At 67.8% G+C, this 22323-nt stretch carries 20 protein-coding genes and 2 tRNA genes; 13 read left to right on the top strand and 9 right to left on the bottom strand.

The window, feature by feature from the left end; all coding sequences use genetic code 11:
- Positions 1–75: 75 nt before the first annotated feature.
- The 6 genes from AC3WLF_RS02680 to AC3WLF_RS02655 all read right to left on the bottom strand — a co-directional run bounded on the left by AC3WLF_RS02680 (position 76) and on the right by AC3WLF_RS02655 (position 5954).
- Positions 76–921, bottom strand: a complete 846-nt coding sequence (locus AC3WLF_RS02680) for a phosphodiesterase (protein WP_492357787.1) — start codon at positions 919–921, stop codon at positions 76–78.
- A complete protein-coding gene (locus AC3WLF_RS02675) occupies positions 918–1976 on the bottom strand; it encodes an ABC transporter ATP-binding protein (RefSeq protein ID WP_492357786.1) in 1059 nt (352 codons plus the stop codon). Before AC3WLF_RS02675 ends, AC3WLF_RS02680 begins: the two co-directional genes overlap by 4 nt.
- Complete coding sequence (locus AC3WLF_RS02670) at positions 1969–2844, bottom strand: ABC transporter permease (protein ID WP_492357785.1); 876 nt, start codon at positions 2842–2844, stop codon at positions 1969–1971. The genes AC3WLF_RS02675 and AC3WLF_RS02670 overlap by 8 nt, the downstream gene beginning before the upstream one ends.
- 10 nt (positions 2845–2854) lie before the next feature.
- The gene (locus tag AC3WLF_RS02665) at positions 2855–3673 is read right to left on the bottom strand and encodes an ABC transporter permease (protein WP_492357784.1); all 819 of its coding nucleotides are present in this window, start codon (positions 3671–3673) and stop codon (positions 2855–2857) included.
- Positions 3674–3780: 107 nt separating this feature from the next.
- Positions 3781–4803, bottom strand: a complete 1023-nt coding sequence (locus AC3WLF_RS02660) for an ABC transporter substrate-binding protein (RefSeq protein ID WP_492357783.1) — start codon at positions 4801–4803, stop codon at positions 3781–3783.
- Between the two features lie 53 nt (positions 4804–4856).
- Positions 4857–5954: a substrate-binding domain-containing protein gene (locus AC3WLF_RS02655; protein WP_492316865.1), complete on the bottom strand. Its 1098-nt coding sequence runs from the start codon at positions 5952–5954 to the stop codon at positions 4857–4859.
- A 652-nt stretch (positions 5955–6606) separates the two neighbouring features.
- Between AC3WLF_RS02655 and AC3WLF_RS02650 the strand changes: the two genes are divergently transcribed.
- From AC3WLF_RS02650 to AC3WLF_RS02620, 7 genes are all read left to right on the top strand, one after another.
- Positions 6607–7707, top strand: a complete 1101-nt coding sequence (locus AC3WLF_RS02650; protein WP_492357782.1) for an acyltransferase family protein — start codon at positions 6607–6609, stop codon at positions 7705–7707.
- 276 nt (positions 7708–7983) lie between these two features.
- Positions 7984–9222 (top strand): GTP cyclohydrolase II, encoded by a 1239-nt coding sequence (locus AC3WLF_RS02645; protein ID WP_010814581.1) that lies wholly within the window; start codon positions 7984–7986, stop codon positions 9220–9222.
- The gene (locus AC3WLF_RS02640; RefSeq protein WP_492351038.1) at positions 9219–10541 is read left to right on the top strand and encodes a URC4/urg3 family protein; all 1323 of its coding nucleotides are present in this window, start codon (positions 9219–9221) and stop codon (positions 10539–10541) included. Before AC3WLF_RS02645 ends, AC3WLF_RS02640 begins: the two co-directional genes overlap by 4 nt.
- Positions 10542–10613: 72 nt before the next feature.
- On the top strand, positions 10614–11300 hold the full coding sequence (upp, locus tag AC3WLF_RS02635; protein WP_492355714.1) for a uracil phosphoribosyltransferase: 687 nt from the start codon (positions 10614–10616) through the stop codon (positions 11298–11300).
- Complete coding sequence (locus AC3WLF_RS02630; protein ID WP_492316869.1) at positions 11300–11992, top strand: TetR/AcrR family transcriptional regulator; 693 nt, start codon at positions 11300–11302, stop codon at positions 11990–11992. The genes upp and AC3WLF_RS02630 overlap by 1 nt, the downstream gene beginning before the upstream one ends.
- 62 nt (positions 11993–12054) lie before the next feature.
- Positions 12055–13341, top strand: coding sequence for an amidohydrolase family protein (locus tag AC3WLF_RS02625; protein ID WP_492357781.1), 1287 nt, complete (start codon positions 12055–12057; stop codon positions 13339–13341).
- A gap of 95 nt (positions 13342–13436) precedes the next feature.
- Positions 13437–13523: transfer RNA gene (locus AC3WLF_RS02620), tRNA-Leu, on the top strand.
- Positions 13524–13707: 184 nt separating this feature from the next.
- Here the strand turns inward: AC3WLF_RS02620 and AC3WLF_RS02615 are convergent.
- Complete coding sequence (locus AC3WLF_RS02615) at positions 13708–15513, bottom strand: GGDEF domain-containing protein (RefSeq protein WP_492357780.1); 1806 nt, start codon at positions 15511–15513, stop codon at positions 13708–13710.
- A gap of 217 nt (positions 15514–15730) precedes the next feature.
- Here AC3WLF_RS02615 and AC3WLF_RS02610 point away from each other — a divergent pair, with 217 nt between their 5' ends.
- Positions 15731–16627: a hydrolase gene (locus AC3WLF_RS02610; protein ID WP_492316872.1), complete on the top strand. Its 897-nt coding sequence runs from the start codon at positions 15731–15733 to the stop codon at positions 16625–16627.
- 81 nt (positions 16628–16708) lie between these two features.
- Here the strand turns inward: AC3WLF_RS02610 and AC3WLF_RS02605 are convergent.
- Positions 16709–16785: transfer RNA gene (locus tag AC3WLF_RS02605), tRNA-Arg, on the bottom strand.
- Between the two features lie 89 nt (positions 16786–16874).
- Positions 16875–18572: an MBL fold metallo-hydrolase gene (locus AC3WLF_RS02600; protein WP_492357779.1), complete on the bottom strand. Its 1698-nt coding sequence runs from the start codon at positions 18570–18572 to the stop codon at positions 16875–16877.
- 224 nt (positions 18573–18796) lie between these two features.
- Between AC3WLF_RS02600 and AC3WLF_RS02595 the strand changes: the two genes are divergently transcribed.
- The 5 genes from AC3WLF_RS02595 to pcaD all read left to right on the top strand — a co-directional run bounded on the left by AC3WLF_RS02595 (position 18797) and on the right by pcaD (position 22221).
- Positions 18797–19174, top strand: a complete 378-nt coding sequence (locus AC3WLF_RS02595) for a hypothetical protein (protein WP_035815245.1) — start codon at positions 18797–18799, stop codon at positions 19172–19174.
- 211 nt (positions 19175–19385) lie between these two features.
- Positions 19386–20726 carry a short-chain fatty acid transporter gene (locus AC3WLF_RS02590; RefSeq protein ID WP_492357778.1) on the top strand — a complete coding sequence of 447 codons (1341 nt, stop codon included), beginning with the start codon at positions 19386–19388 and terminating at the stop codon, positions 20724–20726.
- Between the two features lie 41 nt (positions 20727–20767).
- On the top strand, positions 20768–21064 hold the full coding sequence (locus AC3WLF_RS02585; RefSeq protein ID WP_492316874.1) for a YciI family protein: 297 nt from the start codon (positions 20768–20770) through the stop codon (positions 21062–21064).
- Positions 21065–21117: 53 nt separating this feature from the next.
- Positions 21118–21402: a muconolactone Delta-isomerase gene (gene catC / locus AC3WLF_RS02580; protein ID WP_013953231.1), complete on the top strand. Its 285-nt coding sequence runs from the start codon at positions 21118–21120 to the stop codon at positions 21400–21402.
- 39 nt (positions 21403–21441) lie between these two features.
- Positions 21442–22221, top strand: coding sequence for a 3-oxoadipate enol-lactonase (gene pcaD, locus AC3WLF_RS02575; RefSeq protein WP_492357777.1), 780 nt, complete (start codon positions 21442–21444; stop codon positions 22219–22221).
- The last annotated feature ends 102 nt before the right edge of the window (positions 22222–22323 follow it).

The raw sequence follows: 22323 nt of genomic DNA, 5'->3' as shown, positions 1-22323 counted from the left end.
GCATGGCTTCGCCATTCGTGTACTTTTGCAAGGCCATCACCTGGCGCTTACGAACAACCTGCCAGAGCGTCACCGCTAGTCGATCAGCTTGCCCTGCGCGTCAAAGAACGGATGCGCTGCCCCATAGTCCCCGATCGCTGCCGCATGCGTCACGAGTCCGTGTGCCGGATGCCACCAGTGCAGCAGGTAGCCCGGCGGCTCCATGCGAAAGCACGAGGGCGCCTGCGGGTCCAGGTCCAGCGCCACCTGGTGCGCCGGCCCGGGCGCGGTGATCGCGACCGTGCCACCGAAGCGGCGCGTGATGTGCCGATGCAGATGGCCGCACAGCACGCGTTCCACTTGCGGGTGGCGGCGCACGATGGCTTCGAGCGCGTCGGCGTTGGCCAGGCCCTGCTCGTCCATGTGGCCGATGCCGGTAAAGAACGGCGGATGGTGCAGCAACAGCAGGGTGGGGCGGGCCGGGTCGGCAGACAGTGCGGCTTCCAGCCATGGCAGCGCGCCGGGATCGACGTGCCCGCCGGGCTGGCCCGGCACGGTGCAGTCGAAGGCCACCAGCCGCAGCGGGCCCGCGTCGATGCTGTAGTGCACCGGGTCTTCGCCGCTGCCGGTGGCAAACAGGTAGTCGTGATCGGCAAAGACCCGGCGTAGCGCGCCGCGGCTGTCGTGATTCCCCGGCAGCAACCGCACGGGCATGGATAGCCGCTGCAGGATCTGGCGCAGGAACTGGTATTCGCTTTCGGCGCCGAAGTCGACCAGGTCGCCGGTGACAATCACTGCGTCGGGTTGTTGCGGGGCTGCCAGCAGGGTGTCGATGCAGCGGTGCAGCGCGCCGGCGGTGTCAACCAGCCGGTACGACAGCTTGCCGCCGGCCTTGATGTGGAGGTCGGTGATGTGGGCGACCAGGTAGGGGGCGGTGTTCATGCTGCCAGGGCTTCGGCAAGTGTGATGAGGTGGCCGGTGTCGATGCGCAGGCCGACGCGGTCTCCGGCGTGCCAGTTGTCGCGGCGCGTGGTGTCGACGATGAGCGGCGCGGCGGCGCCGACTTCCACCAGCAGGCGCGTGCAGTTGCCCAGGAACAGGGCCGTGACCACGCTACCGTGCAGATGGGCGTTGTCCGTGTGCACCAGCGCCACGTCTTCGGGGCGGAACATCAGGTCGGCGCGCTGCGCCGGCGCGGATTCGTGCGTCCGGGGCACGACGCCGCCAGGCACGCGCCAGGCGCCGTTCTCGGCAGCGGCGGGCAGGCGGTTCATGGTGCCGATGAAATCCGCCACGAAGGCATTGGCCGGGGCGCGGTAGATATCCTGCGGCGTGCCCGTCTGGGCGATGCGGCCCTTGTCCATTACGATGATGCGGTCGCCCAGCGCCATGGCCTCGGCCTGGTCATGCGTGACATAGACGGCGGTGATGCCCAGGTTGCGCAGCGACTGGTTGATGTCGGCGCGCAGGGCGTCGCGCAGCTTGGCGTCGAGCGCGGTCAGCGGCTCGTCCAGCAGTAGCACGCGCGGCTGCACGGCAATGGCGCGTGCCAGCGCCACGCGCTGGCGCTGGCCGCCCGAGAGCTGGTCCACGCGGCGGTCGGCGAAGGGTTCGAGATGCATCATCGCGAGCATGTCGGCGACCCGCGTGCGGCGCGTGGCGGCGTCCACGCGCCGCACGCGCAGCCCGTAGCCGATGTTCTCGGAGACGGTCATATTGGGGAACAGCGCGTAGCTCTGGAACACCATGCCCACGCCGCGCTGCTCGATCGGCAGCGCGGTCACGCAGGTATCGCCGAACCAGACTTCGCCGCCTGCATCGGGATACTCCAGCCCGGCGATGATGCGCAGCGTGGTGGTCTTGCCGCAGCCGGACGGGCCTAGCAGTACCACGGTTTCCGCGGCGCCGATGTCGAGATCCAGCGGCTGCAGCGCCAGCGTGCCGTCGGCAAACGTCTTGCCGCAATCGCGCAGCCTGATGGTGGTGGGTTCATGCATGACGGGTCTCGGTATGAGGGTTGGCCGGCGTGGCGGCAACAGCAGGGGCGGGCACCGCTTCGGGAACGTACTTGCGGGAACGCGCGCCCAGCGCGCTGAGCGCCTGCATCAGCACCAGCAGCGGAATGATCATGACGAAGAAGACGATGGTGTAGGCCGAGCCGATCTCCAGCCGCATCGAGGCATAGCTGTCGGCCAGGCCTACAGGCAACGTCTGGGTGGTGGGCGTGTGCAGCATCCAGGTGAGGTTGAATTCGCCCACCGACAGCGTGACCACCATGAGCGCGCCGGCCAGGATGCCCTGGCGGCAATTGGGCAGCACCACGGTAAAGAAACGCTGCAGGCGGCTGGCGCCAAGGCTGGCCGCCGCGTCTTCGAGCGTGCGGATATCGATGGCGGCAAGGATGGCCAGCACCGAACGCACCATAAAGGGCAGGGTGAACAGCACATGGCCGATCAGGATAAACAGCCAGCTCGTGCGCAGGGTCTGCCAGGTGCCGTAGAGCAGGATCAGGCCAAGCGCGGTCGCGAGGCCCGGAACGGCCACTGGCAGCATCAGCAGTTCCTCGATCAGCCGGGTGATGCGGTTGCGCCGCAGCGCCATGTAGTACGCGGCCGGCACGCCCAGCACCAGCGTGCAGGCAAGGCAGGCCAGCGCGATCAGCAGCGACAGGAAGATGGTATTGCGATAGAGCGACCAGACTTCCGCGAGCCAGCGCGTGGTCAGGCCGCTTTCCAGGCCGATGAAGATATTGTTGGTCAGGCCAGCCAGCACGGAGAGCACGACCGGCACGGTCATGAAGGCGCAGACTGCTAGTGTGAGCGCCAGTTGCAGCCAGTAGCCGGGGCGGCGATGGGTTGGGGTCATGGGTTGGCTCCTAGGCGGTCGCGGCCACGGCGTCGCCGGAGAACCAGCGTGCGAGCGCCAGCAAGGCCCAGGTGACGGTGCCCAGCAGGATGGACAGCGCAGCGGCCATGCCGAAGTTGGCGTAGTTGGTGAACTCGTTGTAGATGGTGAGCGGCAGCACATCGAGTTGCGTGGCCAGCGTGAAGGCGGTACCGAACGCGCCCATGCTGGTGGCAAAGCAGATCGCGCCGCTGGAGATCATGGCCGGCATCATCGCGGGCAGCATCACGTCGCGCACCACGTGCCAGGGACTGGCGCCCAGCGATCGGGCCGCTTCTTCCAGCGAGGCGTCCAGCTTGTCCACGGCCGCCATCACGGTCAGGATCACGCGCGGGATCGAGAAGTACAGGTAGCCGACGAACAGCCCCGCCAGGCCGTAGGCAAAGGTCCAGCGCTCGCCGGCGACCTTGTCGCCGACCATTGCCAGCAGGCCGTTGCGGCCGCCGAGCATGATGACCATGAAGCCGATCACCACGCCGGGAAACGCCAGCGGAAAGCTCAGCATGGCCACCAGCACGGACTTGCCAGGCACCGCGTTGCGCTGCAGGAAGGTGCCGGCAATGCCGGCAATCACCAGCGTGGCCAGTGTCACGGCGGCCGACAGCAGCACGGTGACCACCAGGCTGTGCAGGTAGCGCGGACTGGAGACCATGGTCCAGTACACGCCCGCGCCTTGCTCGCCGTTGATGCTGACCGCCAGGAGCCGCGCCATCGGCAGGCAGAAGAAGGCCAGGAAGACCACCAGTGCCGGCAAGGCGAACAGGAAGAGGGAGGGGGATCGGTTTGTCATGGCAGCGACGGTGTGATGGGGGGTGGGCGATGGTTTGGGTGAGCCGCCCGGTTGTCTCCCCCTTTGCGGGGAGACAACCATCAGGCGGGTGACACCATCGCCAGTCGTCAGCGCACCTCCTTCAGATACTGCTCGCTGAACGCCTTTTGCACGTCGGCCATCTTGCCGAAGTCCACCGCCTTGGCCCGTGCGTATTCGGTGGCCGGCAGGAAACGCGCCTGTACTTCCTTAGGCACCACGCCGGCGCGCACCGGGCGCAGGTAGGCGTTGGCCCACAGCGCCTGGCCGGCGTCGGACAGCACGAAGTCGAGCACCTTGCGGCCTTCGGCCTCATGCGGCGCCTTGTTGACCAGGCTCATCACGTAGGGAACCACCACTGAGCCCTCCCTGGGGATCACGAAGGCAACGTTGGCGTGATCCTTGTAGCGGGCGCGATAGGCGTTGAAGTCGTAATCGAGCAGGATAGGGATTTCACCGGACAGCACGCGCGCATAAGCGGTCTGCTTGGGCACGATCGGCTGGTTCTTCTGCAGGTCCTTGAAATACTTGAAGGCCGGGCCGAAGTTGTCGAGCGTGCCGCCCATGGCCTGGTTGACCGCGACTGCGCCCACATAGCCTACGAAGGCGCTGGCGGGGTCGAGATAGCCGACCAGGCCCTTGTACTCGGGCTTGAGCAGGTCGGCCCATGACTGCGGCACCGGCTTGCCGCGCAGCGCGTCGACATTGACCATGAAGCCCAGCGTGCCGGAATGAATGGCGAACCAGTTGCCCTGCGGGTCTTTCAGGCCGTGGGGAATGTCGTTCCAGTGGGCGGGCTTGTAGGCGGCGGTGACGCCATCCTTTTTGGCCTGGATGCCGAAGGTCACGCCGTAGTAGACCACGTCGGCCACCGGGCTGGCTTTCTCGGCGACCAGCTGCGCCAGCGACTGGCCGGAGTTCTTGTTGTCCAGCGGCACGGCAACGCCGGTCTTTTCCTTGATGGCGCGGATCTGTGCCGCCCAGTCGGCCCATTCGGGCGGGCAGTTGTAGCAGATCGCGGTCTGGGCGGCCACGCCCTGGCTGAACGCGGCAGCGCTTAGCGCCAGGGCAATCCAGCGCAGCGGGCGGCGCCAGGAAGGAATAGGTTGCATGAGAGGCTCCTTGGTTGAGGACAGGGGGTGGGGAATGCAACATGCGCACGCGGTTACGGTGACGGCGGAGCGGCCACGGTGCCGTTGACGCGCAGTGCGTGCGGCAGCAGCGTGACGCGCGCCAGCGCCGCCGAGGCTCGTCCGCCATCGTGCAGCCAGGCAAGCAGCCGGCCGACGGCGCTGGCGCCGATCTCCGCATTGGGTTGCACGACGGTGGCCAGCGGCGGTTCGACCACGCTGCCCAGCGCGATACCGTCATAGCCCAGCACGGAGATGTCGCGCGGCACGCTCAGGCCGAGGCGCCTGAGGTCGGAGATCACGCCGATGGCCAGCAGGTCATTGGTGCAGAAAAAGGCGGTGGGCGCATCGTTTGCCCGGACCAGCGCGCGGATCTGTTCGGCATTGCTGGCGGTGTGCGATGGCAGGCAGACTGGCGTGGCGGGCCTTAGCCCGTGCGCGCGCATGGCGTCCTGATAGCCGGCAAAGCGCTGGCGCGCGCGGTCCGAGGCGACGAAGGCGCCCGATACCACGGCGATGCGGCGGTGCCCGGCGGCGATCAGGGCCTCCACGCCGGCGCAGGCGCTGCGCCGGTTGTCCACCGATACCGAATGACGCCGGCTGCGCGGTCCGGCCTGGTTGTACGCCAGCACGTAGGGCACGCCCTCGCCGTCGAGTTGATCCAGCACCGTGCTGTGCGCCGCGTCGGCCACGGTCAGCACCATGCCGTCCACGCGATGGCGCAGCAGGTACTCCACACGCTCGCATTCGCGCGCCGGATCGTAGCCGCTTGTGACCAGCATCAGCGAATAGCCGCCCGCCAGCGCCGCTTCCTCGATGCCGTGCCAGCATTCGGCGAACACCGCGTTTTCCAGCGTTGGCAGCATCACGCCGATCATGCGGGTCTGCTGGGCGCGCAGCTTGCTGCCCAGCAGGTTGGGGCGAAAGCTGAGCCGGCGCGCCGCCTCGCGCACGCGCTGCGCCGTGCTGTCGCGGACCAGGTGCGGGCTGCTGAACACGCGCGATGCGGTGGCGAGCGACACCCGCGCGGCTTGCGCCACGTCGATCAGGGTGGCGCCACCTGTCGTGTCAGGCCTGCCCCCCGCTGGATCTTTGCGATTCACGCTTGCAGCTCCGGATGAAAACGTTTTCATTGAAGGTGGAAAAAACGGGGCGTCAAGACATTCCGTCGCTGCACTGCCGCAGAAGGCGGCTGGCGGACGGGTGCCTGCACCCTGTCTGGATGGCATTTTGTTTGGGGTGGATGACAGGGGGATGACATCCGGGTGCAAGGGCCGGATGCCGGCCGCGTAGGAAAAACGCCGCCTACGGAGTGCGCACCGCAGGTCGCGTGTCGCGTACCGTGGTCGGGGCGGGGTACACGTCGTCGCTGGGCGCAATCGGCTGACGCGGCGGTGGCGGGGTCGCCGCGGTATCCCGGGGGACTCCCTCGCAGCCCGCCAGGGCCGCGGCCAGAAGGGCGATGAGGGAGCACTCAGCCAAGCCGCAACGGAAGGCGTGACCGGTGCGGGGGAAGTGCGTGCGGTGCTGCATAAGCGGCCCCAAAGTGGCAATCCTGGATCTAGCTTAGCCTACTGGCACACAACGAAACGCCCCTTCAATGGGTGGTTCAAGCCTGACGTCCCCCCGTATCTATCCTGCAGGTGTATTGGGCCGCGACGGCAAACTCGCAACAAGCCGGGGCAGTGTGTAACGAATCTCCATGTAGTGGCGTACACGCCATATTGAAGTCGGTGCAAGCAGGTAGAATTGCCCCCTCCGTGCAATCGCAACATTCCTATAACAATGAGCCCCCGTCCGTCGCGCCTGCCGTGCATTGACGCCCTGAAAGCAATCAGCTCCCAGTTGATCGTGCTCCATCACCTGGCCTTCTATGGCCCGATGTCCGATACCGCGTATCGGCTGGCCCCGGGGCTGGTGGACTGGCTGTACGACTACGCCCGCATCGCCGTGCAGGTCTTCCTGGTGGTCAGCGGTTTCCTCGCCGCGCGCAGCCTGGCGCCGCATGGCCGGCTGGAGATCAGCCAGCATCCGCTGCTGGTGCTGTGGCGGCGCTACCAGAAGCTGGTGGTGCCCTTTGCCGCGGCGCTGCTGCTCAGCATCGCCGGTGCCGCCCTGGCGCGCCAATGGATGGTGCATGATTCGATCCCCGCGCCGCCCGGCCTGCTGCAGTTCCTGGCGCACGTGACGTTGCTGCATAACGTGCTCGATGTCGACGCGCTCTCGGCCGGGGTCTGGTACGTGGCCATCGACCTGCAGCTGTTTGCGCTGCTGCTGGGCGCGCTGTGGGCCGCGCGCGCCGCGGCGTGCGGGAAAGCGCCGGCGGGTGCCGGGGTCAGCATTGGCATCGTGGCGCTGGTGGCAGTGGCGTCGCTGTTCTGGTTCAACCGCGATGCCGCGTGGGATATCTGGGCGCTGTACTTCTTCGGCGCCTATGGCATGGGGGCGCTGGCCTACTGGGCGTCCAACCCCGGTCGCCCGGTGTTGCCGCTGCTGGTCCTCGGCGCGGTGGCGTTGGCGGCGCTGGCCTTCGATTTCCGGCTGCGCATCGCGGTGGCGCTGGCCACTGCGCTGCTGCTGGCGGTGGCGCGCCGCGGCGGCTGGCTGGAGCGCTGGCCGCGGGCGCGCGCGGTCGGCTTCTTCGGGCGCATTTCCTATTCGGTGTTCCTGGTTCACTTTCCGGTCTGCCTGCTGGTCAACGCGCTGGTGTCGAACCTGGCGCCAGGCCGGCCGGTGCTGAACGCGCTCGGCATGGTTGCAGCATGGGCGCTCAGCAATGTGGCCGGCGCGTTGTTCTATCGCTACATCGAAAGCGCCCGGCCGTTGGCGGCGCTGCGTGCGCTGCTGGGCAACGGCCGCGACCGCGCCAGCCGGCAACGCGTGTAACGTTTGCAGGCACGGCCGTGCAGCGGCGGTACAGCTTCTCCCGGATGGCGCCGTGCCAGCATGGCCGTGCGCGCTTCTTGTTGGTGCTTGTGCACCCGTTATGCCACGCCGCCTGCACGCCATGCGTGCATGCCGCCCGCCCGAACTTGCGTTCGGCGCCACACACATCGGAGCAACACTCGCGTAAACGGCATTGGGCGATGGCACAAAGGTTGCCTAGTATGGAATCGTAAACCTGACCATTTGGTCAGGATTCCATCGGGAACCGAGGGTGCCATGTCCGACCATATCGTCCTGACCTCGCACGCACGCCGCGACAAGCCGGCCGAGCCTATCCACTGGGGCGCCCCCACGGCGGCCGAGCGCGGGCCGGTCATTGCCAGCCTGGCGAATCCGGCGCAGCGCAATGTGATCGGTACTCACGCAGGTGCCTACGCGATCTACCGGGCCCTAGCGGTTGCCGCGGGCGCATTGCAGCGCGACCATCGCACCGACCTGACCGATACCGCGCCGGCGGAGGCCATCGGCCCGCATCCGCAGTGGGGCGACCCGGAGAAAATTGTCTCGCTGGATCCCTGGGGCCACCTGGTTTCCACTGTGTTTGCCGACCGCATCGCGGCCGGCGTGGATATCCGCCCGACCATCGCCGTCACCCGCGCGCATATCAACATGCCGGAGCTGATGTCGGCCATCGCGGCCGGCCGGCTCAAGCCCGACGGCGACATCCTCCATGCCAACGGCGATGTGCGCGTGACCAAGGCTGCGGTCGATCCGGTCTGGTACCTGCCCGGGCTGGCGGCCCGTTTCGGCATCAAGGAAAGCGTGCTGCGCCGCAGCCTGTTCGAGCAGACCGGCGGCATGTTCCCGGAACTGGTGACGCGGCCGGACCTGAAGGTGTTCCTGCCGCCCATCGGCGGCATGACGCTGTATTTCTTCGGCGACGTGAGCCAGCTGGGCAAGCCCGAAACCCGCGTGGCCTGCCGCGTGCACGATGAATGCAACGGATCGGATGTGTTCGGGTCAGACATCTGTACCTGCCGGCCGTATCTGGCACATGGCATCGAGGTGTGCATCGAGATGGCGCAGCAGGGCGGTGTCGGGCTGGTGGTCTACAACCGCAAGGAGGGCCGCGCGCTGGGCGAGGTGACCAAGTTCCTGGTCTACAACGCACGCAAGCGGCAGGTGGGCGGCGACCGTGCCGAGACTTACTTTGCCCGCACCGAATGCGTGGCAGGCGTGCAGGACATGCGTTTCCAGGAGCTGATGCCGGATGTGTTCCACTGGTTGGGCATCCGCCGCATCGACCGCTGGGCGTCGATGAGCAACATGAAGCATGGCGCGCTGGTGGCGCAGGGCATCGAGGTGGTCGAGCAGGTGGCCATCCCCGAGACCCTGATTCCCGCCGACGCCCGTGTCGAGATCGATGCCAAGGTGGCCGCGGGCTACTTTACGCACTACACGCCGCCGGATGCGAACGAACTGGCCCTGGCAAAGGGCAGGGGGTTGAACGAATGACGATGTTTCCCGAGGATGGCAAGCCCGGCATGGACCGCCAGGGCACAGGTAACGAGATGCGGCCGGGTGCCGGCTGGCTGAGCCCGGTGCCGGAAGGGCATCCCGCTTCGGCGCTGCTGTGTGCCGAGGCGGTGCGCACGCATTGCGCGGCGGTCACCGAGCACGTGGCCAGCGGCGCGTCCGAACTTTTCACCTGGCATCCGGACCGCGTGCATGCCATTGCCGACTATGTCGCCAGCACCATCCGCCAGCGCTATCCGGACCTGCAGGTGCCGTACCACAGCCGCTGGCGCCATTTTGAAAGCGCCGGCGTCGACCAGCGCGCGGACCGCTGGCAGGTGCTGTGCGAGCGTGCCGCGCTGAGCGGGCCCGAGCACCGCGAGGAGCGCGCCCGCATCGGCATCGACCTGGTGATTCCAAGCGTGTTGCTCGATGCCGGTGCCGGCCCTGACTGGCGTTACCGCGATCCGGCCAGCGACCTGGTGCTGACGCGCTCGGAAGGGCTGGGCGTGGCCAGTTTCGACCTGTTCGCGCGCGGCGGCTTCTCGGCCGCGCCGGGCGATCCGCTGCGCGCGGACGCCGAGCGGCTGCAGCGCATCGATGCCGACAGCATCGCCCACGCCTTCCAGGTCGCGCAGCACAACCCGCTGGTGGGGCTGGAAGGCCGCGCCGGCCTGCTGCGCCGCCTGGGCGAGGTGATGGAGGCGACCCCGGCGCTGTTCGGCCGGCCGGCGCGGCTGGGCAACCTGTACGACTACCTGAAGGCGCATGCGGTCAACGGGCAGCTCGACGCCAGCTTCCTGCTGCGCACGCTGCTGGTCGGCCTGGGGCCGGTATGGCCGGGGCGGATCATTGTCGAAGGCGTGTCGCTGGGCGACTGCTGGCGGCATCCGGCCGCGCCGGGCGGGCTGGTGCCGTTCCACAAGCTCACGCAATGGCTGACCTATTCGCTGCTGGAGCCGCTGGAGGACGCCGGCCTGACCGTGACCGGGCTGGACGCGCTGACGGGCCTGCCCGAATACCGCAACGGCGGCCTGCTCTACGACTTCGAGCTGATGGTGCCGCGCGACCCCGGCTTTGCCGCCGTGCCGCATGCGGTGGATGAGCCCGTGATCGTCGAATGGCGCGCGCTGACCGTGACCGGCCTGGACCTGGTGGCCGACGGCGTGCGCCAGGCGCTTGGCTTGCAGGAAGAAAATTTCCCGCTGGCGCGCGTGCTCGAAGGCGGCACCTGGGCGGCGGGGCGCCGCATTGCCGCCAAGCGGCGCCCGGGTGGCGCGCCGCCGTTCGCCATCATCAGCGACGGCACCGTGTTCTGAGCAAGTCGGCCGCCAGGCGGCCGACGTTGCCGGCAGGCATTGCATGTGAAACCTGGCATCAGGAGCGTCACCATGAACGACATGTCCGCTGTTCCCGCTGTTGATACATTCGATGCCGATGCTGCCGGCCTGGCCGGCGTGCTGGTCGTCGACCACCCGCTGGTGCAGCACAAGGTCACCCTGGTGCGCAGCGAGGACACCACTACCGACAACTTCCGCCGGCTGGTGCGTGAAATCAGCCAGTTGCTGACCTACGAAGCCACGCGCGACCTGGCCATGGAGACGGTCGCCATCCGCACGCCGATCGCGCCGATGCAGTCGCGGGTGCTGTCGGGCAAGAAGCTGTGCCTGGTGTCGATCCTGCGCGCCGGCAACGGCTTTATCGACGGCATGCTGGAGCTGCTGCCGGCGGCGCGCGTCGGGCATATCGGCCTGTACCGCGACCCCGAGACGCTGGAGCCGATCGAGTACTACTTCAAGATGCCGGAAGACATCCAGGAGCGCATGGTGATCGTGGTGGACCCGATGCTGGCCACCGGCAACTCGGCCATCGCCGCGCTGAACCGCCTGAAAGAGGCCGGCGTCACCACCATGAAGTACGTGTGCCTGATCGCCTCGCGCCCGGGGCTGCGCGCGCTGCGCGCGGCGCACCCTGAGGTCGGCATCGTCACCGCGGCCATCGACGACACGCTCAACGAGCACGGCTATATCGTGCCCGGGCTGGGCGACGCCGGCGACCGCCTCTACGGCACGCGCTGATGGACACGCAGGCCAGCGCCGCGGCGCGGCGCCCGCTGCCCGCGTGCGATGCGCCGGGCGGGCGCATCCGGCAGGAGAACCAGGCCATGATCCTGCGCGCGGCCGAGCATGTCTTTGCGCGCGCGGGCTTTGCCGGCGCCACCATGGCCGAGATCGCGGTGCGCGCCGGGGTGCCCAAGTCCAACCTGCATTACTACTTCCGCACCAAGCAGGCGCTGTACCGCGCCGTGCTGGCGCATACGCTGCAGCTGTGGCTGTCGGAGACCGACATCATCCGCGCCGAGCTGCCGCCGCAGGTGGCGCTGGAACAATACATCCGCGCCAAGATGCGGCTGTCGGCCAGTCATCCGGATGCATCGCGCGTATTTGCCAATGAGCTGCTGCACGGCGCGCATGAGATCGGCGAGGTCCTGCGGCAGGTGCTGCGCGAACTGGTGTCGCGCAAGGCCGCGGTGGTGCAGCAGTGGATCGACCGCGGCCAGATGGCGCCGGTCGACCCCCAGCACCTGTTCTTCACGATCTGGGCGGCCACGCAGACCTATGCGGATTTCGAGTCGCAGGTATGCGCGGTGCTCGGCGTCAGCCAGCTGGAGCAGCAGGACTATGCGCAGGCCACCGAGCACCTGGTGGCGCTGCTGCTGCGCGGCTGCGGACTCGACCCCGAGCCCGCGGCGCGCGACCGGCGCGCATGACGCCGTGGCGCCGGAGCCGGCGCCGTGAGAACATCGCCGTGCCTCCTGCCTGAGAGACCTCCATGCTCGACCTGATCCTGCGGCACTGCAACCTGCCCGACGGGCGCACCGACATCGATATCGGCATTGCCGCGGGCCGCATCGCCGCGGTTGAGCCGGCACTGGCCGCGCGCGCCGCCGACGAGATCGATGCGGCCGGCCACCTGGTGACGCCGCCGTTCGTCGATACGCACTTCCATATGGACGCAACGCTGTCGTACGGGCTGCCGCGCGTGAACCAGTCGGGCACGCTGCTCGAAGGCATCGCGCTGTGGGGCGAGCTCAAGCCGATGCTGACGCAGGAAGCGCTGGTCGAGCGCGCGCTGGCCTATTGCGACTGGGCGGTGGCGCGCGGGCTGCTGGCGATCCGCTCGCATGTGGACGTGTGCGATCCGCGGCTGCTGGCGGTGGAGGCGCTGCTGCACGTGCGCGAGCGCGTGCGTCCCTACCTGGACCTGCAGCTGGTGGCGTTCCCGCAGGACGGCGTGCTGCGCGCGCCCGGCGCGCTGGACAACCTGAAGCGCGCGCTGGACATGGGCGTCGACGTGGTCGGCGGGATCCCGCATTTCGAGCGCACCATGGCGCAGGGCGCCGAATCGGTGCGGCTGTTGTGCGAGCTGGCGGCGGACCGCGGCCTGCGTGTCGACATGCACTGCGACGAGAGCGACGACCCGCTGTCGCGCCATATCGAGACGCTGGCCAGCGAGACCGTGCGGCTCGGCCTGCAGGGCAGGGTGGCGGGCTCGCACCTGACCTCGATGCATTCGATGGACAACTACTACGTGTCCAAGCTGATTCCGCTGATGCGCGAGGCCGGTGTGGCGGCGATCGCCAATCCGCTGATCAACATCACGCTGCAGGGGCGGCACGATACCTATCCCCGGCGCCGGGGCATGACGCGGGTGCCGGAATTGCTGGCGGCCGGCGTGCCGGTGGCGTTCGGCCACGATTGCGTGATGGATCCGTGGTACAGCCTGGGCTCCGGCGACATGCTGGAAGTGGCGCAAATGGGGCTGCACGTTGCGCAGATGACCGGGCAGGAGGCCATGCGCGCCTGCTTCGCCGCGGTGACCGCCACGCCCGCGCAGATCCTGGGGCTGGATGGCTACGGCGTGGCGCCTGGCTGCCGCGCCGACCTGGTGCTGCTGCAGGCGCGCGACCCGGTGGAGGCAATCCGCCTGCGCGCCACGCGGCTGCGGGTGCTGCGTGCCGGCAAGACTATCGCCAGCATGCCCCCGGCGATGGCCGCGCTGGACCTGCCTGGCCGGCCGGCGCAGGTGGATTTCCTGCGGCGCGGCGGCGGGCAATAAGAATCACAAATTTTTTGTGTCAGGGTGTTGACAGTTCCTGACGCGCTCGGCATAATTTCGTTCTTCGCATCGCAGCAGCAATGCAGCGAAACGAAGCCCAGATGGCGGAATTGGTAGACGCACTAGGTTCAGGTCCTAGCGGTGGCAACACTGTGGAGGTTCGAGTCCTCTTCTGGGCACCAATATTTGGAAAGGCTCGCGCAAGCGAGCCTTTCTTCGTTTCAGCCCGGCCTGAATGATCGAGTCCTTTCCGGGCGCCGCCATTCGATACCGAAGCAGCGGCCTCGGTTATCTGGAAATAACCCGCAGCGATGCGGGTTTTTTTTCGTCCTTCGTTTTCCGTGCTGGTTCCACGGTCGGCCTGGTTCAGCCGGTTGCCACCCCTTCCTCACGCTGTGCCTCGCGCACGCAATTGCGCCCTTCGGCCTTGGCGCGGTACATGGCAGCGTCGGCCGCGCCGAACAGCCGCTGCCAGTGACGCTCGCCGCCGCGCCCGATGGCCACGCCGAAGCTGGCGGTGACGCACAGCTGGGTGCTGCCCGACAGGTAGACCGGGCGCGACGCGATTTCCGCGCGCAGGGTTTCGGCCAGCGCGGCCGCCTCGCCCGGCCTGCCGTGCGGCAGCAGCAGCGCGAACTCCTCGCCGCCGAAGCGTGCCAGCACGCCTTCGGGCGGCACCAGTGCGCGCATCATCGCAGCGATGTCGCGCAGCACCTGGTCGCCGGCGGCATGGCCATGGCGGTCGTTGATCTGCTTGAAGCGGTCCACGTCGATCAGCACCAGGCTGGCGCTGTCGTGTGCCGCGTACTGCGCGGCCACCAGCTCCAGCGCGCGCCGGTTCAGCAGCCCGGTCAGGCTGTCGGTGCGCGCCTGGTGTTCCAGTTGTTCGGTCAGCGAGGCGCGCTCGCGCAGCTTGCGGCGCAGGATCTCGATGGCATCGAACAGGCGCCGCATCTCCGCCGCGGGCCTGGCGGACGCCGCTGGCGCAGCGTACTGCGGGTGGTCGCGCGCCTCGGCCAGGCCGATCACTTCGTCGCCGGCGCGCAGCAGCGGCAGGAACACCGAGCGCTGCATGAACACCAGCACGTAGCCCAGCACGGCAAGGATCAGCGCCGACGTGCCGCACGCGGCCGTCAGTTCGCGCAGCGCCTGCGCGCGCGTCGCGGTGAAATGCGCGACCACCTCGTCCAGGAATACGCTGCGCAGCCGCTCCAGCGGCTCCAGCGTGCGCACATAGCGGTTGGTCAGCTCCGTCGGCGTCATCGAGTAATGGCCCGACACGCGGCCCTGCGCAAGCAGGCTGTCGATCATCGACAGGGCCTGGCCGAAAAACTGGTGGCCGGCGTCGGCGTATGCCTGCTCCAGCGCGGGCACGGCGCCGAACATGTTGTGCGCCGGCCCCGCCAGCTGCCATAGCTCCAGCAGCCGGCCGCGCGAGCGCGTGGCATCCACCAGGCTCTGCACCGGCATCGGCTGGCGCGCCGCCACGGGCGCCATGATCTGCGAGGCGATGCGCCCGCCATACTCGCGCAGGTCGCCCAGCATTCTGCCGGTCAGCGCCGGCGCCGCCAGGCCGTCGTCGCAGGCGGACAGTTCGCGCACCTGCCAGGCGATGGCCGGCTGCAGCGCGTCCACGACCTCGAACATGCTTTCGATGGCATGGCGGATCTCGTCCATGTCACGGTCCTGGCGCGGGCGCCCGGCGAGTTCGTCGATCTCGGCCCGCGCCCGCGCCAGGCGTTCGCGCACGCGCTCGACCATCAGCGGCGGCAGGTGGTGGTTGTGCAGGCCGAAGGGTGCCGGCGGCGGCGCGGCCAGGCGCGCCAGCGCGGCATCGCTGCGGGCGCGGAAGGCTTGCAGGCGTTCGCGCGCGGGAGTGTTGGGCGAGGGTGGCTCTCCCAGCACGCTGTTGGCCGGTCCGCGTTCCGCGGACAGCACGTTGGCGGCCTCGAGCAGCTCGCGGTACGCCGAGATGTCATACAGGTTCTGCCGCGCCGAGGTGAAGTCGCCATACGAGCGGGCCATCACCAGCGCGGCGAGCACCAGGGTGCAGAGCCCGCCGACCGCCGTGGCGATCGCCAGCTTGCGCTTCAGGCTGCGGCTGCGTCCGGCCGGCGGTGCCATGCCCCCGGGTTCGGACTCATGCCGGCGCGCACGTTGCCACAAGGCCATAAGGTTTGCTCCCGGCGGCAGCTTGCCGGGCGATGTCTGCAAGATTTGTCATTACCGCCATTATTGACGAAAAGGCGCAGCGGCCAGGCCGAATTTGCTCACTGACAGGGTCGTACGGGGCGCGCGCGGCCGAACATTACCGGCTAACGCTGGCAGGGCATTTGACCTATGCTCAAGCTCATCGGGCAGGCACATATAACGTCCGAAGGTGGTTGCCATGACTACGGTCTTGTCATCGAGAGAAAGGGAGGCGGGGACTTGCCCCGGGTGGCACGCATGTGCCGCGCACCACGGCATGGTCCTGCATCACCTGCAGTACAGCGTCATCCTGGCCATGCTGATGTGTGCACTGGCCCATGCAGATGACGCCGTTCCGGAAAGCCAGGGCGTCTCCGGCTGGGACCAGCCGCTGCAGGCGCAAGCCGGGCAGCCCGCCATGGCCGACGTGCCCGATCTGCTGGTTGCCGACACCGCTGCTCCTGCCTGGTCCGCCACGCCCGCCGAGCCCGTCACCGTCGAGTATGCCGCGCCGTCGCAGTCGTCCCCATCCGCGTTAACGCTCGCCTTAGGCCCCGGGCCCGATGACGATGCTCCCGGCCTTGCCGCGGTCGACCGTGAAACTGCCGCCATGGCCGAACGCCCGCGCCGGGTGTCGCTGCACCTGGACGACATCACCAGCGCAGGCGGTTTTGCCGACAGTCGCGTGCGCACCATGGCGCTGGCGGTCGATGCCGTGGTGCCGCGCGCAGGCGGGCTGACCATCCAGCCGCGCTTGCAGCTGGCCTACCAGCCTGGCATGTCCCCCGTCTCCGGCATGCCGATGCAAGCCATGCCCGGCGACGCCAGCGCCGCCGGTATCGGCGTGCGCCTGTACGGCGCGCAGCCGACGCGGCTGGCCGGCATCTATCCCTTTGTCGAGGCAGACTGGTGGCAGGACAGCCGCAAGCAGGTCATCAACATCAACGGCACCAAGATCGATGCCGACCTGCTGCGCGGGCTGTTCTCCTTCAACATCGGCGCGCATGGCAATACGTCGACCGGCATGAAGCTGTGGTTCAAGGTGAGGGCGGGGCGCAACCCGGGCGGAACGGTCGGCGCGCGCTATCGGTGGTAGTGGGGAGGGTGGCGCCAGATGCGAGCGCCGCAATGAAAAAAGGGCTTCCGTTTCCGGAAGCCCTTTTTCTTTCTGCATAGGTGGCGCGGCTGGCAGGATTCGAACCCACGACCCCTTGGTTCGTAGCCAAGTACTCTATCCAACTGAGCTACAGCCGCACACGAGAGGCGCCATTGTAGCGCAATTTCTGGTTTGCGCAAGCCCCCCGCCAAAAATCTTCAAGTGGCCCCGATGCCCGCGCCCGGTGTTACGCCGCGGCGTTCGACCAGATGCCGTCCGTTTCCTGCGCCTTGCCGTCATCGCGCAGCTTGAGCAGGTGCGCCAGCAGCGATCGCTGCGCAACCGGATGCATGCGCGGCGGCACATCGTCGTAGACGCGCAGCAGCAGCTCGCCGATCGGTGCCGGACCCAGTTCGCGCAGCGCGGCAGCGACCTTGGCCTCGCGCTGCAGCCGGTGCCGGACCAGGATGCGGATGGCGTCCTGCGGGCGCGCGATCAGGAAGCCATGGCCCGGCGCCAGCCAGTCGAGGTCTTCGTCCTGCAGCGCTGCGAGCGAGTCCAGGTAGGCGCGCATGTCGCCATCGGGCGGGCCGATGACGACGGTCGAGCCCTGCATCACGTGGTCGCCGGTGAAGAGTGTCTTTTCTTCTTCCAGCAGGTAGCAGAGATGGTTCGAGGCGTGGCCCGGTGTGTGGCACACGCGCAGGGTGCAGTCCTCGGTGATGGCAAGGCGCTCGCCGTGGTCCAGTTCGCGCTGTGGCTCGAAGCTGAGGTCCTGCCACTGGCCGGCTGGCGCGGCACGCCCGAGCACCGTGGCGCCGGTGGCGGCCTGCAGCGCGGCGGCAGCGGGCGAGTGGTCCAGGTGGGTATGCGTGGCGAGGATCCAGCGGATCGGGCCGGGTGCGGCAGCAAGGATGGCGCGCACATGCTCGCCATCGTCGGGGCCCGGATCGATCACGGCCCATTCATTGCGCGCACCGCCGCCTACCAGGTAGGTGTTGGTGCCCGGGCCCGTCATCACGCTGCCGTTGTTGGCGGTCACGCGCCAGACGCGCTCGGACAGCCGTACCGGCACGCCCGGTGCCAGCTCATAACGGCCGTGCGTGTTGCCGTCGGGATCGATGCGGCCGATCTCGGCGTAGCACGGCTCGTTGGGCATCACCGGGCGCACGCCGGCTGCGCCGGTGGCCAGCCGCGGCATGATGCAGGCAATGCCGCGCAACTGCGAGTAATAGGCGAAGCAGGCTGCGGCGCTTTCAAACTGCGCGATCGAGCTCAGCGTGCGGCGCGTGACGTGCATCAGCGGCAGGCCGCTGGCGGGATCGGCGGCCTCGCCGGGGCGGACCCAGCGGTGCTCCACGATCTCGGTGCCGTCGGGCACGGCCATCTGGCCTTCGGGGGCGATGGCGACAAAGAAGCGGGTATCGAAACGCTTGGGCAGGCCGGGCGGCGTCAGCCAGTAGCTGTGATAGGCGAGCCGGTCGGCCGCCAGGTGCAGGCCCAGTTGCTCGCAAGCGTGGGCCAGGCCGGGGCCGCCGCGCTGCACTGCCTCGCGCAGCAGCGCCTGGCGGGCGGTGTCGAGCTGGTGCGGCGAATGCGGGCGCCCGTCGCGGTCGCAGGCAAACAGCAGGCCGGCCTCTTCATAGCATTCGCGCAAGGCGGCCAGGTAGAAGTCCAGGCCGCTGGCCGGCAGGCCCAGGCGTTCGCTGGCAAGGGCGTCGTCCAGGCCGTGGGCATGCGCGTGCAGGGCTTTGTCCTGCGCGTCGAGCGTGCCGCCAGGGAAGACGTAGGCGCCGCTGCTGCGGTCGTTGGCGCGTTCGACGCGGCGTACCAGCAGCACTTCCATGCCGGCCGGCGCATCGCGTACGACGAGCAGGCTGGCGGCGGTGCGCAGCAGGGGGGCAGGGGTGGCAGGGCGGTTGCCGCTTGTCTCTGTGGTTGTCATTGTGTCGGCATCATGGTTGTGCTGGCGGCACGCACCTGGCCGGAACCCGGGGCGCTGCCGCGTGCCATAGTTTAGCCGCGTTCAAGGATTCGCTATCGGCGGGGCATTGCCCGGCTGCCCGGGCGCGCCGGCTTTGGCTTTTCCGGCCAGAGGCAGTAACCTGATAGCTCCGCTTCACTTTTTGGGGTGCCCGTTGCCGGCGCCCTCCTTCTGAGGAGGTCCGCGTGATCCGAGCTTCTTGCCTGTGCCTGCCGCTGGTGTGCCTGCTGGCCGCCTGCGAAACGCCGCCGCAGATGGCACCGCGCCCGGTGCCCCCGGCCACCACCCGCATCACCGTCGATCCACAAGCCGCATCCAGGGCCGCGTCCACGGCCTGCGAGCCGGCCGTGGCGGAAGCCCTCAAGCGCCGCTACCCGCAGCCTGGCAGCGTGATGCTGATGGCCGACCGCGAGCAGTACTACCTGCGCCCCAATGCGCAAACCTCGGTCAATGGCGAAGGCGTGTTCGAGCCTGACGACAGTTCGTCGGCGATCGGCTTCCACTATGCCTGCCTGTACAACGCGCGGACGGGCAAGGTCGATGATGTGCAGATGCGCTATTGATCCTGCCGATCTGCCGCATTGCATGGCCTGCGTAGAAAATTCCAGGTCTCATTCAATAATTGTTGCGCGAAACGAATGTAATCGCGCGTCCCCATTTCCTTGACCAACCGGTCGACCGGCCTTTAGCATAGCCACGCGTATTTGCGAAGTTCGCATATAGAACTGTAGTTCTAATAGCGTAACTTTGGCCGAAACTGGAGACAAGGAAGCTATGAGCAAGATTGCCGGGTTCTTCACCGAACTCATGCGCCGGTACCTGCCGGATCCCTTCGTATTTGCCATCGGCCTGACCTTGCTGACGATGGCGCTGGCGGTGACGGTGCAAGGGCAGGCAGCGCCGGCCGTGATCGCCAGCTGGGACAAGGGGTTCTGGAACCTGCTGGCATTTACCACGCAGATGGCGGTGATCCTGGCGATGGGCTACGTGCTGGCCACCGCGCCGTTCACTGACCGCATGCTCGACCGCATCGTCAGCGCCGTGCACTCGCCGCGCACCGCGGTGATCGTCGCCACGCTGGTGGGCGGCATCGGCAGCTACCTGAACTGGGGCTTCGGGCTGGTGATCGGCGGCATCATCGCCAGGAAGCTGGCGCTGAAGGTCCGTGGCGTGCATTACCCGCTCATCATCGCCGCCGCGTACAGCGGCTTCACCCTGTACGGGCTGGGCCTGTCGGCCAGCATCCCGGTGCTGATCTCCACCCCGGGCCACCCGATGGAAAAGCTGATGGGCGTGATCCCGCTGTCTGAAACCATCTTCTCCACGCCGATGCTGCTGACCAGCCTGGCGGTGATCGTCACGCTGCCGCTGCTCAATGCCTGGCTGCATCCGCGCAACCCGGCCGATGTGGTGGAGATCCGCCGCGACCAGGAACCCGCCAAGGCCGAGGCCGGCTCGGCCCACAGCATGGGCGGCGAGAACACCCTGGCCGCGCGCCTGAACAACAGCCGTATCCTGAGCCTGGCCATCGGCCTGTGCGGCATGGCCTACGCGGTCATCTACTTCACGCAGGGCGGCTCGCTCGACCTGAACCTGATCAACTTCCTGATCCTGTTCGCGGGCGTGCTGCTGCTGGGCACGCCGGTCAACTACGTGGCCAAGCTGAACGAAGGCATCAAGACCATTTCCGGCATCATCCTGCAGTATCCGTTCTATGCAGGCATCATGGCGATCATGGCCGGCTCGGGGCTGGTGGATACCATCTCGCGCGTGTTCGTGGAGATCGCCACACCGCAGACGCTGCCGTTCTGGGGGCTGCTCAGCTCGTTCGTGATCAACTTCTTCGCGCCGTCGGGCGGCGGCCACTGGATGATCCAGGGCCCGTTCATGGTCGATGCGGCCAAGGCCATCAACAGCTCGGTCAGCCAGACCTCGATGTCGGTGATGCTCGGCAATGCCTGGAACGACCTGGTGCAGCCGTTCTGGATATTGCCGGCGCTGGCGCTGTCCAGGCTGAACCTGAAGGACGTGATGGGCTACACCGTGATCATGATGTTCTGGGTGGGCCTGATCTACATTGCCGCGCTGCTGCTGTGGGGCGCGCAGATTGCCTGACATTGACCCGCGGCCAGCGCGCCGCTGACAGGAGGACTGCCATGCCGTACCTGATCGAAACCGTCGACAAGCCCAATCTCCAGCACGTGCGCCAGGCCACCCGCGCCAGCCACCTGGATTACCTGGAAGCCAACAAGGCGCTGCTGCTGGCTTGCGGCGCCAAGCTCAACGACGATGGCTCGGATGCCGGCGGCGGCATCTATATCGTCGATGTCGACACCCGCGACGCGGCACAGCAATTCATCGACGCCGATCCGTTCACCGAGGCGGGTTTGTTTGCCGAGGTGCGCATCGTGCGCTGGCGCAAGGCCTATCTCGACGGCGTGCGCCATCTTTGACGAGGCAGCCCGCGCTGCCTCCATCCCACCGTACCCCCAGACAAGGAGACCCCATGTTGTTCATGGCCGAAATGACCGTCAAGATTCCCGCATCGCTCGATCCACAACTGGTGGAGCAGCTCAAGGCCGACGAGAAGGCCATGTCGCAGCGCCTGCAGCGCGAAGGCAAGTGGCGCCACCTGTGGCGCGTGGTGGGCCAGTACGCCAACGTCAGCATCTTCGATGTCGGCGACAACGACGAACTGCACACGCTGCTGACCACGCTGCCGCTGTACCCGTACATGGAGATCAAGGTCACGCCGCTGGCGCAACACGGTTCGGCCATCGCGCCGAACTGAGCGCCCGCCACCCAGCCCCCTGATCCTGAGCCAAACGCCATGCCATACGCCGACCTCGCCAACGTCCGACTGCATTACCGCCTCGATGGCGCCGAGCACTTGCCGGTGCTGGTGCTGTCCAATTCGCTGGGCACCAGCTTCAGCATGTGGGAGCCGCAGGTGGCGGCCTTCAGCCAGCACTTCCGCGTGCTGCGCTATGACACGCGCGGCCATGGCGAGTCGTCGGTGCCGGCGGGTCCGTACAGCATCGCGCAGCTCGGCGGCGACGTGATCGCGCTGCTCGATCGCCTTGGCATCGGCCAGGCCAGTTTCTGCGGTTTGTCGATGGGTGGCATCACTGGCATGTGGCTGGCCCTGAACCATGGCCCGCGCCTGCGCAAGCTGGTGTTGTGCAATACCGCCGCCTATATCGGCCCGCCGGAGAACTGGACCAACCGCGCCGCTGCGGTCGGGCGCGACGGCGTGGCATCGATCGCGGCCGCGGTGGTCGACAAATGGCTCACCCCGCCGTACGCGGCCGCGCATCCGGGGCTGGTGGCATCGCTGCGCGCCATGCTCGGGGCCACCCCGGCCGCGGGCTATGCGGCCAACTGCCTGGCCGTGCGCGATGCCGACCTGCGCGCGCAAATCGAAAGGATCGCCACGCCGACGCTGGTCGTCGCGGGTTCAGGCGACCTGCCCACGCCGCCGCGCGATGGCGTGTTCCTGGCGCAGACGATCCCGGGCGCCCACTATGTCGAGCTGGAGGCCGCACATATCTCCAACCTGGAGCAGGCCGAGGCGTTCAGCAAGGTGGTGCTGGATTTCCTGACGCGCTGAGGCTTTGAGGCGGAAAGGCCCACCCATGCGTGCGGCTTTCATCACCCCTGATAGTGCTTTATGATTCACCCCTGACCGATGCCGCCGGCGTTCGGTGCGCTT

The organism is Cupriavidus sp. FW306-01-F10A (genome assembly GCF_058782785.1).
Note: the sequence above shows the minus strand (reverse complement) of the source record. Positions and strands in the feature narration are given on the sequence as shown.